Origin of the sequence: Mycolicibacterium sp. Y3 (assembly GCF_051188035.1) — a bacterium.
In the GTDB taxonomy this organism is placed as follows: Bacteria; Actinomycetota; Actinomycetes; order Mycobacteriales; family Mycobacteriaceae; genus Mycobacterium; species Mycobacterium fluoranthenivorans.
The window spans coordinates 3,595,042-3,606,144 of sequence record NZ_JAVQLT010000001.1; the positions used below are offsets into that span (position 1 = coordinate 3,595,042).

Annotated in this window: 12 protein-coding genes; 4 read left to right on the forward strand and 8 right to left on the reverse strand. The window is 63.1% G+C overall.

The genetic code is table 11. The annotated features are described in order from the left end of the window. The first annotated feature begins 12 nt into the window (after positions 1–12). Entirely contained in the window at positions 13–888 is an 876-nt protein-coding gene (locus tag QN239_RS17530; protein ID WP_499012307.1) for a helix-turn-helix transcriptional regulator, read from the forward strand. Between the two features lie 66 nt (positions 889–954). On the opposite strand, the gene QN239_RS17535 is transcribed toward QN239_RS17530, so the two are convergent. Then, on the reverse strand, positions 955–1,338 hold the full coding sequence (locus QN239_RS17535) for a DUF4267 domain-containing protein (RefSeq protein WP_499012309.1): 384 nt from the start codon (positions 1,336–1,338) through the stop codon (positions 955–957). Between the two features lie 24 nt (positions 1,339–1,362). Continuing rightward, entirely contained in the window at positions 1,363–1,680 is a 318-nt protein-coding gene (locus QN239_RS17540; protein WP_499012310.1) for an NIPSNAP family protein, read from the reverse strand. A gap of 140 nt (positions 1,681–1,820) precedes the next feature. On the opposite strand from QN239_RS17540, the gene QN239_RS17545 reads away from it, so the two are divergent. Both QN239_RS17545 and QN239_RS17550 read left to right on the forward strand, forming a co-directional pair. Then, positions 1,821–2,417, forward strand: coding sequence for a TetR/AcrR family transcriptional regulator (locus tag QN239_RS17545; RefSeq protein ID WP_499012312.1), 597 nt, complete (start codon positions 1,821–1,823; stop codon positions 2,415–2,417). 140 nt (positions 2,418–2,557) lie between these two features. Then, positions 2,558–2,986: a cellulose-binding domain-containing protein gene (locus QN239_RS17550; protein ID WP_499012315.1), complete on the forward strand. Its 429-nt coding sequence runs from the start codon at positions 2,558–2,560 to the stop codon at positions 2,984–2,986. Positions 2,987–3,119: 133 nt separating this feature from the next. Here the strand turns inward: QN239_RS17550 and QN239_RS17555 are convergent, their stop codons facing one another. After that, positions 3,120–3,806 carry a class I SAM-dependent methyltransferase gene (locus QN239_RS17555; protein ID WP_499012317.1) on the reverse strand — a complete coding sequence of 229 codons (687 nt, stop codon included), beginning with the start codon at positions 3,804–3,806 and terminating at the stop codon, positions 3,120–3,122. Between the two features lie 334 nt (positions 3,807–4,140). Here QN239_RS17555 and QN239_RS17560 point away from each other — a divergent pair, with 334 nt between their 5' ends. Then, positions 4,141–5,253 (forward strand): glycosyltransferase family 4 protein, encoded by a 1,113-nt coding sequence (locus tag QN239_RS17560; protein WP_499012318.1) that lies wholly within the window; start codon positions 4,141–4,143, stop codon positions 5,251–5,253. A 717-nt stretch (positions 5,254–5,970) separates the two neighbouring features. Here the strand turns inward: QN239_RS17560 and QN239_RS17565 are convergent. The 5 genes from QN239_RS17565 to QN239_RS17585 are packed head-to-tail and all read right to left on the reverse strand — an operon-like array spanning position 5,971 to position 11,062. Further along, positions 5,971–6,450, reverse strand: coding sequence for a hydrogenase maturation protease (locus tag QN239_RS17565; RefSeq protein ID WP_499012320.1), 480 nt, complete (start codon positions 6,448–6,450; stop codon positions 5,971–5,973). A gap of 10 nt (positions 6,451–6,460) precedes the next feature. After that, positions 6,461–7,927 (reverse strand): Ni/Fe hydrogenase subunit alpha, encoded by a 1,467-nt coding sequence (locus QN239_RS17570; RefSeq protein ID WP_499012322.1) that lies wholly within the window; start codon positions 7,925–7,927, stop codon positions 6,461–6,463. 15 nt (positions 7,928–7,942) lie between these two features. Next, positions 7,943–8,572, reverse strand: coding sequence for an NADH-quinone oxidoreductase subunit B family protein (locus QN239_RS17575; RefSeq protein ID WP_499012324.1), 630 nt, complete (start codon positions 8,570–8,572; stop codon positions 7,943–7,945). Further along, positions 8,550–9,281 carry a 2Fe-2S iron-sulfur cluster-binding protein gene (locus QN239_RS17580; protein ID WP_499012325.1) on the reverse strand — a complete coding sequence of 244 codons (732 nt, stop codon included), beginning with the start codon at positions 9,279–9,281 and terminating at the stop codon, positions 8,550–8,552. Before QN239_RS17580 ends, QN239_RS17575 begins: the two co-directional genes overlap by 23 nt. Continuing rightward, entirely contained in the window at positions 9,278–11,062 is a 1,785-nt protein-coding gene (locus QN239_RS17585; protein ID WP_499012327.1) for an NAD(P)H-dependent oxidoreductase subunit E, read from the reverse strand. The genes QN239_RS17580 and QN239_RS17585 overlap by 4 nt, the downstream gene beginning before the upstream one ends. Positions 11,063–11,103 lie beyond the last annotated feature (41 nt).

Consider the following 11,103-nt stretch of genomic DNA (forward strand, 5'->3'; position numbering starts at 1 on the left):
TACGGTGAGTGGATGGACGGCACGTTTGATCTGCGCACCGAGATCCGGGAGTTTCTGAGGTCGCGCCGCGCCCGCATCGCGCCGGAGATGGCTGGCCTGCCCGCCTACGGCGCCAATCGTCGGGTCAAGGGTCTGCGTCGAGAGGAGGTAGCGCTACTCGCTGGGGTATCGGTCGAGTACTACGTGCGCATTGAGCGCGGCAGCCTGGCCGGCACCTCGGAGGGCGTACTCGACGCGCTAGCCACGGCCTTACAGCTCGACGAAGCCGAGCGTGATCACCTGTTCCATCTCGCACGCCAGTCCGGGGCGCCCGACTGGCGACGGGACGGCAAGACTGCTGAGACGGTGCGTCCGGCGCTGCAAGAGGTGCTCGACGCCATGAGCGGTGCACCGGCGTTGATCCGTAATGGGCGCTACGACGTGCTCGCGATGAATCACCTTGGTCGCGCGTTGTATTCACCGGTGCTGGCCGACCCGCGACGACCCGCCAACACAGCGCGGTTCGTGTATTTGAATTCCAGCGAGGCCGAGAGGTTCTTCGTCGACTATGAGCAGGTGGCGCGGAATTTGGCCGCGATGTTGCGGATGGAACTGGGCCGCAATCCCCGCGACGCGGATCTCATCGCCTTGGTGAGCGAATTATCAACGTGCAGTGAGCTATTCCGTCAGCAGTGGGCATCTCGGGACGTCCGGCTGAAGGGATACGGGAGCAAGCGGGTGAACCATCCGGTGGTAGGCCGGCTCGACTTGAACTTCGAGTCCATGGATCTACCCACCGAACCTGGCCTGCACTTGAACGTCTACACCGCGCCTGCGGGAGGGCCAACCGCTGACAATCTGGCCCTGTTGGCGTCGTGGGCCATCGACCGCAGCATGCCTGACGGATAGCCAAGCGCGACGAATCACCTTTGACTGCCGCGCGTGAAGAGACGTTCAGTCTGTCGCGGCATGGGCTCACCCGGCCAGAAGCAATGCGGTGGTGATGAGCATGACCGCAGCGGTGCTGCCGTGTACGCCGTAGGCGATGGACTTGGCACCGCCGTTCCGCAGCACGATGGTGGCGTCGACGATCGGGATGAGAGTCGCAGCCAGCATCACCCAGCCGACGAGGTCGGTGGCATGGGCGAGCATCAGGATGATCACGAACAGACCGGTGGTGATGTCGCGGATGCCCTTGACGCTCAAGTAGGCACGGACTCCCGGTTGATCGAGGGCGGGCACCACGCCGTAGCCGGCGGCGGCGGTGCGCGGCGCGAGGAGGAATCGGGCGCCGATGAAGATGATGGCGGCGGCCAGGACGCCGGCCAGGACGTAGCCGATGGTCGTGGTGATGGTCATGTCCAACACTCCTTGGAAATCTGGTTATCGGATGGGGGAGAAGGCGGTCGGATCGAGCAGCGTCGTCTGGACGTCGAGGATGTCGTCGACGTCGAATCCAGCCATGTCGGCGGCGAATTCCGGGCTGGTCATGATGCGGTGGGTGACTTCGCCGGGGTCGCTTTTGGGCGGGTAGCCGACCAGGGCGATCAGTCGCTCGCTGTCATCACCGTGTTCGGTCCACACGCCGTGGGTGGTGATGCCGAACCCGGCAAGGGTGGGTAGGTGGCGGGCCCAGTGCACCTCCGCATACCGGCGCAGCGCCTCGGGTGATCGCAGGGTGTAGATCCGAAGTTCCAACATCGGGGTGTTCTCCTTGGGTCGAGTCGGGCCAGAGCGCCATGTCTTCCCCTCTGTCCGCGTCAAGTGCTAGCAACGCTAACCTCATGAATCATTGCGGTCAATAGCAACGCTATTCCTGATAGCACTGCTATCTTGGAGTCGTGAGCATCGAGGAGCGCCGCGAGCGGGAACGCGCCGCGCGACGGCAACTGATCGTCGCGACCGCGCGCGCGGTGGCCGAGGCCGAGGGCTGGGATGCGGTGACCACCCGGCGACTGTCCACCGAGATCGAATACAGCCAGCCCGTGCTCTACAAGCACTTTTCGGGCATGGAGCAGGTCGCCGACGCGGTTGCCCTGGACGGCTACGCCGAACTTGCCGGGGCCATCCGGGCCGTGGGCGCCACCGACGGGACCGCTGCAACGGTCCTGTCCCAAATCGCCTACGTATATTTGAATTTCGCGCGCGACAATCCCGCTGTCTACGACGTGATGTTCACGCGTTCGACCCTGCTGCGCTATGCCGACGAGGACACGCCCCCGCAATTGTCGGCTGCGTTCGCAGCGCTAAGTGAGGCGGTCGCCGGCGTGGCAGGCGTTGCTGACGGCCAGGCTCTGGACACGCTGACGGAGGTCTTCTGGGCGGCACTGCACGGCATGGCCACCCTCGGCGCTACCGGGCGTCTGCCGCGCGACCGCATTGCTGACCGGGTGCGACTGCTCGTTGACCGGTTTGCCGCACATCCGGCACCGGCATGACAAGTCGTGCGCCCGATGACCGACCGACCGACCGACCAACCTCACCGGAGATCTCACGAGGTCTCAGTTGTGCAAAGGTTGGTTAGCTGCGCGGTGGCGTGGGGTTCGACTCCGCTCATGGCGATTTAGGGTTGGCAACCATGGCCACATCGGATGCGAATGTGAAGCGCTGGCGTGCAGCGCTTCACGCGGCGGCATCGGCTGTGGTGGTTGTGGCACTCTGGTTGCCTCTCGCCCCAATCGCTCGCGCTGATGCGGCGATAGCGAGACTATCGGTGACATCCACATGGCAGACCGGCTTCATCGCGCGCTTCATCATCACCAACCCGACCGCAGTGCCACTGACGGACTGGAAACTTGAATTCGACTTACCGATGGGGGAGTCCGTCTGGCACAGCTGGAACAGCGTCTTCACCCAATACGGCAGTCACTACGTGTTCGCGCCGGCCAACTGGAATCGCATCATCCCGCCGGGTGGTTCGGCAACAGGGGGCTTCCGGGGGGTGCTCAGCGGCACTTACTCGCCACCGGTGAACTGTGTCCTCAATGGTCAATCGTATTGCGTTTAGGGCTGAGGCCGAAGCGAACTCGGCCCCGTTGATGATTCGGGTCCTGGCACTGCGGAATCGTGCAGGGGAAGAGCGGCCGCCTCGGCTCCATCGAAAGTCGCCCGAGGACCCGAATCGCACGGATCACGTCCGGTCAGGCGTAGCCGACCCAGCCGCGGAAGGTGAACGCCGAGAAGAACTCGGTGACGTTGGTGAATCCGGCGCGTTCGAGGATGGCACGGTCTTCGTCCGGGCTCGCCGCCGGCATGTACTGGTTGATCATCTCGCTGGCCTTCTCGACGTAGGCGGGCTGGTTGCCTGCGGCGAGAAGATAGGCGACGTGTCTGTCAAGCCACCGTTGACGTTCGGCATCGTCTTTCTGCGGATAGCTGACGTGCATGACGAGAAACGGTGCGCCAGGCCGTAACCGGCGGTGGACCTCGGTGACGGTGCGTAATCGATCCTCCGGTTCGATCAAGTGCAGTAGCAGCAGCGCCGTCGCGGCGTCGAACGGCCCTTCGGGGGCGTCGTCGACGTATCCCTCGTGCACGTCCATACGTGCGGCGAGCGGCCCGAGGGTGGCCTTGGCGAGGTCGATCATCGGTGCAGACGGGTCGACGGCCAGGAACCTCCACCGAGGGTGCGCTGTGGCGAAGGCCTTAATCTCCAGGCCGCCTCCGGCGCCCAACACTAGGAGATGGGCGTCTGCGGGTGTTTCCTCGGCGAGCAACACCGATGCCATGGTGTGGATGTCGTGGTAGCCGGGCACGGCCTGCGGGGCCTGTTCAGCGTACGTGGATACCAGGGATGCGACTCCGAAGCCACTCGGTCGTTCACTCATGTCCCCAGCATCCCTTCACCGTCGCGCGAATGGCAATGAGACTTGCCGATTTGGCAATCGCGTAGTGGTGATGGCATGTCCACCCAGCCCCGAAGTCTCGGCGGATTCAGCAGGGGGTGCCGCCACGGCGAGGGTCACTGCGCGCGGGCCGCAATAGCATAGAAATCTTCTGGGGGATTGGCGTGGAATTCTAATACGTACGTACCTATATCTCCAGATTGACCAGCACCCAGCAAGTTCACCGCCGACAGTCAAGAAACTGACAGCTGGCTGGCATTCAGCTTTGCTACTGTGCCCCATGCTCGAGGGGGAGTCGGCCGGAGGCCGATCATCAATGAACACATCATCGAATGCACATGTACCGCGGCGCGCAGCAACGGAGTCCTCGGCGGCCCCTGCGACGCGGGCACTGCGTGTGCACCTGTGGCCACGCTGGTTCGACAACCCCTACCTGCCCAACCTGATCGCGTCACTGCGCATGTCCGGGGTCGAGGCCAGCTCCTCGACCCCGCTCTACCTCGGCGCTTGTCGCCTGCGCGCCGGCGACTGGATACATCTGCATTGGCCGGGTGAGGCACACCTGCACCGGTCCCGACTGCTGTACCGACTGCACGCGGTATCGGTCCGGATTCAACTGCACGCGCTCAAGCGGCGCGGGGTGCGGATTGCCTGGACTGCGCACAACCTGGTTCCGCATGATGACCCGCACCCTGATCTGGGTCGCCAGGCCCGGCGAGAACTCCTGTCCATCACCGACCACGTCTTCGTCCACTTCGACGGAGCCCGTGCCGAACTGGCCGATGCCTTCGGGTACCACGGACCGTGCACCACGGTGCACCATCCGCACTACATCCAGGACTACCCGGCTCCACCGCCGCGGGCCGAAGCTCGCGCCCAGCTCGGTCTGCCGATAGACGGATTCGTCGCCTTGGCGTTCGGGCGAATCCGGCCCTACAAAGGCCTGAGTGTCGCAATCGAGGCCTTCCAGCGCATCGCCCGCGAACACGACCGTCTCGTCATCGCCGGATCCCGGCAGGGCGATATATCGGCGGAATTACAAGCGGCGCAAAACGATCCACGAATCATTGTGCGCGCCAAGAAAATTCCGGACAGCGAGGTTCCCCTTTACTACGGAGCGGCCGATGCCGCCGTGATCGCGCACCGAGCGTTCTTCACCTCCGGCAGTGCCGTCCTTGCGCTGAGCATGGGGTGCCCGGTGGTGGGCCCGGCGCTCCATCATCTGGCCGATCTCTCCGGCCCGCCCCGCCTGTATGCGGCTGAGCAGACCGTCGATGACCTTGCGGCAGGTTTCGCCGCCGCCCGGGATTCCGCGCAGGACGGCGACCAAGAACAACTGAGGGATTGGGTCGCACGCTACGGCACGTGGCGCGATGCCGGGGCACGAATCGCCGACGTGCTCGGCTGTGCCGGCCCAGCCGGCGCTTGACCGCACCGGTCCGCGTCGGTCAAGTCGACGGGCAATGAGACTCCCGAGGAGTCTCATCCCATGCATCGTTGTGTCACCAGTCAAACCGTCATAGACCGTTGGCGTCGAGGCGCTTTGGCCAACTCGACCCGGCGCTCAGGTGAGGGGGTGAACGCCCGTAACTCATCGAGGAACATGGCGCACATAACTTGACATAATGTGGCTTATCGGCACAAAACCATGGCTGGTTGCGCCCAATGAAGGTGCTCGCACCGGCAGCCTGGCCGAGTGGCGCATCTGCGATCAGTACGCCGAGGTCGTCGTATGTTTCATCAGTTAGTGATTGATTCGGTCGCCAGATATCCATGAAAGCGGCGTTCCGTCGCGGTGAGTTCAGTCGACCGAGGGTGGCAATCCCGTCGCCGGCCACTGGCCGCGTCAGGTCGACGATGCGATCGGCCGTTGCCGCCCCCTACGCGTCCCCGAGGTTTCGCCGTCAATTCGTCACAGTGACGAATTGTATTGCGGGCCCTGGGTAATCGCGACGAGCACCATCACGGCCCGATCCAGCCCGATCGGCCGAGTTCACCAATGAGACGGCTTGGCCATCCCCTCGGTCGATGTCGCTACCCTGTCGGATCATTTTGTCACTGTGATGAATTGGGCGTGAATCAGCAAGTGCGGGAATCTATTTGGCGAACGAACTGCTGGAGTTCGAGGGCGATGCGCAGGGCCATATCAAACTCGACGGATCTCGGAACTGCTAGCCAGCCTCAAGATCGGGTCCAGTGACTCCTCGAGGTTGCTTTCGGCGGGGCCCGTCAATCCCTCCTGGAGTTCCCATTCGTAGCCGCGGATCGCCAACAGGTAAGCGTCGGGGATCTGCCCGAAACACTGCAGGGTGGTGGCCAGGATCGCCCGCACCGAAATCGCATGGGAGGTAAAGCTAAGGTCCAGTCTGGGCTCGGGCCGGCTGAGCGTGAACGATTCGACCGCTGGATCTTTGGTCGCGTCGATGAACAGGACCCGCGCATACCGACTGATCAAATCCGCGTCTTCGAAGCCGAGCTGATAGGTACGGCGTAGGTGCGCGGGTAGTGCAGGAATGCACTGTTCGAGCCTGTCGACGAAGGCCCAGCCCAGTCCGTCGTCCTGTCGTCCCACGTTTCCGATGCCGTAGATCAACGAGGTCGAATTGGTGAAGATATCGCGCGACAAGCAAGGCGGCTCAGCGTTGACGTTCATCCAGCACGTGGCCCTTCGCATCTACCACCGTGACCATCAACGGCATCTGACCCAGCGCGTGGGTGGCGCAGCTCAGGCACGGATCATAGGCCCGGATCCCCACCTCGATAGCGTTCATCATGCCCTCCGTTATCTCCGGCTGGCCGTCGAGATAGTCCTCGGCCACGCTGCGCACCGTCCGGTTGATTACCTGGTTGTTCTGTGTGGTGGCGACGATCAGGTTGGCGAAGGTGACGTTCCCTTCGCGATCGGCACGGTAGTGGTGCAGTAGGGTGCCCCGAGGTGCTTCCACGACACCGACCCCCTCCCCGACCCAGGCATCCGCACCCGGTGTGACTACCAGGTGGTCCTTCTGCAGGTCTGGGTCGTTCAATAGGTCCCTGACCACCTCGGCTGCGTGGATGATCTCGATGGTGCGCGCCCAATTCGTATGCAGCGTCATATTATTGGCGCTTCCGCCGGTGTAGGCGTGGAACTTGTCCAGCGCCTCCGCGGCAATCGGGGTCGACAAGGATCGTGTGACGTTGAGCCGCGCCAGCGGACCTACCCGCACCGACCCGGCATCGCGGCCGAGGTCGGTGAGGTAAGGGAACTTCATGTAGCTCCACTTTTCGACTCCCTCGGAGATGTGTTCGAGATAGTCGCGGTAATCAAATTCGCGTACGAGCTTCTTCTGCTCGTCGACCACCTTGAGCCTGCCGTCGTAATAGTCGATGTTCCCGTCATCATCCACCAGGCACATGTTCAGCGCAGACACCTTTGCGAAGCCGTCCACCTCGACACGGTGCTGCTCGTGGAAGTCGTAGAACATCTGCAGACCCAGCTGGGCGTCCTCGATGACCTCGTCGACGGACGACAGTCCGTCCTCGCCCCGTAGGAATCGATCCACGTCGGAGGCTGAGAGGTTCTTGTTCACGCCGCCGGGCACTGAGGAGATACCGTGCATGCGCTTACCGAAGACGGCCTCGATGACCTCCTGGCCCCATTTACGCAGCCGGACAACACGTTTCATCAGATCAGGATTGGCCTCGATCAGCCCGATGAAATTGCGTTGTTCGGGTGCGGCATCCATGCCGAACAACATCTCCGGCACGACCAGATAGAAGTAGGCCGTGACATGCGACTGCAGCATCTGCGCATAGTGACCAAGGCGGCGCATCTTGACTGCGGTGGAGGTGAGACGAGTCCCCGACGCCGGGCCCACCCCGATCATGTCGTCGAGCACCTTAGCCCCGGCCAGATGATGGCTGACACAACAGATGCCGCAGATCCGCTGCATGAGGACCGGCGCCTCCCAGTAGGGGTGGCCCTGGATGAACCTCTCGTAGCCGCGGAACTCGACCACATGCAGCTTGGCATCGGTGACGTGGTGGTGGTCATCGAGTTCGATGACCACCTTCCCGTGTCCCTCGATGCGGGTGATCGGATCAATCACGATCGTCTTCGCCATGCCCGCTGTCCCCGATCAGTCGAAATGGTTCAGTGTTTTGGGCAGATTCACCGGGCGCCCGTTGATCAGATCCTCGAGCACGTCGAGGATCGCGTCGGCGCTCGGCGGGCAGCCAGGGAGGAAATAGTCCATGTGCACGACCTCGTGGCACGGGTACACGCTATTTGTGAGGACCGGGATCCGCCGGTCGAAGGGCACCACCGGACGTGAGCCGGGCGGCCTCGTCAGAGACTCCGTGTAGGCCTCGGCAAGACAATCCTTGAGCCCGACCGGGTTACGCAGGGACGGTACGCCACCCCAGATCGCACAGGCGCCGACCGAGATCAGCACATCGCAGTTTTCCCTGAAGTGCCGCAGCGTCTCGATGTTCTCCTCGTTGGCGACCCCACCCTCGATGAATCCGATCGCGCATCGCTCCGGAATGCGCTTGATATCGGTGAACGACGATCGCAGTATCGTGATCTTGTCCAACAGGGTGATCATCCGCTCATCGATGTCGAGCAACGACAGGTTGCATCCCCAGCAGCCACAGAGGCTGATCATCGAGATCTTGATTTTGGCCGCGCGCGTGGCGGCGAGTTCGGGGTCAAGCGGTGTGGCTGGAAGTTCGTGCGACGCAAACTCATTGGTGTCCGATGTGGTCATTCTCACCCCTCCGCGACGGTTCCAGCGCCCGGTCCTTCACCGATTCGAGGTCGTAGCTCCGCTCGCCGATGGGCTGGTCATAACCCACCCCTTTCTGGAGGATCGTTCCCACGGGGCAGATGTCGACAGCCTCACGGACCTGCTCGGGGGGCATGGCGTTGGCCAGTTCGATGTCGATCTCGATACGAGCATCTCCCCCGCGGCCACTGATGCTGAAGATCTTTTTGCCAGTGTTGAGATCCCGAACGAACTCCACGCATCGTTGGCAGAAAATGCAGCGGTCTCGGTCCAGCCAGATCCTCTCCGAGGCATGGTCGGCGACCCGCTCGGGGAACTGGTACGGAAAGCGCGAGACCACCATGTCCACCTCGTAGCCGACCGCCTGCAGTGTGCACCGACCGGATTTCTCACAGCTGGGACAGTTGTGATTGCCCTCGGAGAACAACATCTCCACCAAAGCCTTGCGGACGTCGGCGAGTTCGGGGGTGTTGACCTCAACGCGCATCCCCTCGCTGACCTTGACCGCACACGCCGCCGTGACCGTGCCGTCGACTCTGACCGAACACACCCGGCACGTCCCCAGTGCGGGGTGTTCGGTCAGATAGCACAACGTCGGGATGTAGACGCCCGCCTCTGCGGCCACGTCGACGAGTGTCCTGCCCTTCCCGGTGGTCACGGCATTACCGTCGATCTCGATCCGGACGGTCACGACGACTCCCGCGGTGCGAGTTCGGCAACGGCCCGCGCATAGCCGGAAAGCTCGGCCTCCACGTCGAAGGACGGCAGTACACTGTCGTTGGGCTCACGAAGCCCGGCCAAATAAATCTCCGGGAACTTGTTCAGCGTTGTCAGGATTGGATTGGGTGAGGTAACGCCCAATCCGCATCGGCTGGTGCGAGAAACGATCCCACCCCAGGCAACCATGTCGTCGAGATCGGACGGCATCGCCTCCCCGGCGGCCACCAAGCCGACCTTCTGCCGGAGTAGCACGTTACCGGCTCGGCACGGCACGCAGATGCCACAGGATTCGTCGACGAAAAACTGCGTGAAGTCCGCGACGACGTCGATCAGGTCACGGTCGTGGTTGAACACCATGAACGAACCGTTGCAGGACAGATCGTCGTAGGCCAGTATGCGGTCGCCGTCGGCCGCCACTGAGAGCATCTCGCCGGACGGTCCACCGATTTGGACGGCCCGGGCGTCGTCTGCGCCGATCATGTCGAGTACCTCAAGCAACCTCACCCCCCACTCCACCTCGTATATCCCTGGCGCGGCGCAGTCACCGGAGACGCTGAGCAGCCGGGTACCGGTTGACCCCGGCACCCCCATCGCCGTGAACCACCCGGCGCCCTCCTGCATGACGCGGCTCGCCGCGGCGAATGTTTCGACATTGTTCACCACCGTCGGCTGGCCCAGGAAACCGTGCTCGACCGGGAACGGCGGCTTGAGCCGCGGCGTACCCCGCTTTCCCTCGCAGGATTCGATCAGCGCGGATTCGTCACCACAGACATAGGCACCGGCGCCGAGCTGGATGCGGATGTCGAAGCCGTCGCCGAGTACCCCATCGTCGCGTAACTCGGCCAACTGCCTGGCGAGGTAGGCCTGCAGATACACGTATTCGGCGCGAAGGTAGAAGATGCCGCGACGGGCGCCGACGGCGTGGGCCGCGATCGCCATACCTGCGAACACCTGCTTGGGCGAGTTGGTCAGCAGAGCCCGGTCCTTGAACGTCCCTGGTTCGCCCTCATCGGCATTGCAGATGATGTATTTCTCGGCGCCGGCAGCCGCGCGGCACAACTTCCACTTATTGCCCGTAGGGAAACCCGCACCGCCCCGTCCCCGCAGGCCGGATTCCGAGATGGTCGCGATCACGGCTTCCGGCGTCATGCCGAGGCAGCGGTCCAGTAGCGCTCGGTAATCGGTGTCGATACCGAAGAACACCGGCCCCGTCGTATGCACGGCGCTGGGGACCAGCGCTTCGATGTACGCCACCTCGTCGCACGGCAGGCCGGCCGGATTCGCGATGTTCGCCGCGGACTCACCGTTTTGCATGCGATCGATGACCTTGGCGATAGTGGCAGGTGTCAGATCGGTGAATACGACCTCGTCGACCAGCATCGCCGGTTCATGGTCGCTCAACCCGATGCACGCGGTTTCGAACAATCCGAAATCAGCCGAGCCAGACCCTCCGAACCGTGTTCTGGTCGCGTCTTCCAAGGCGGCATACACCTCGCGGTAGCCGCGCGTCTTGGCGATGACGTTGTTACTCAGATAGATGCGATGGCGGCCCGTCGGTGTGGTGTGGAAGAAATGGTAAAACGTCACCGTCTCCAGAACGTCTCCGACTGTCAGCCCGAGCCAATCGGCTATCCGGGCAGCGGCTTCAGCAGAAACGTAGCCGGCCTCGCGATGTACATCCCACAGGATGTCGATGAGCCTGGTGCGGTCTCGCGCGTACCGGTCGATAATCGTCGCGATATCGGTAGTCATGCGCCGCCCTACTTGAGCAGTAAGCCAGGCCGCAAAGTTAC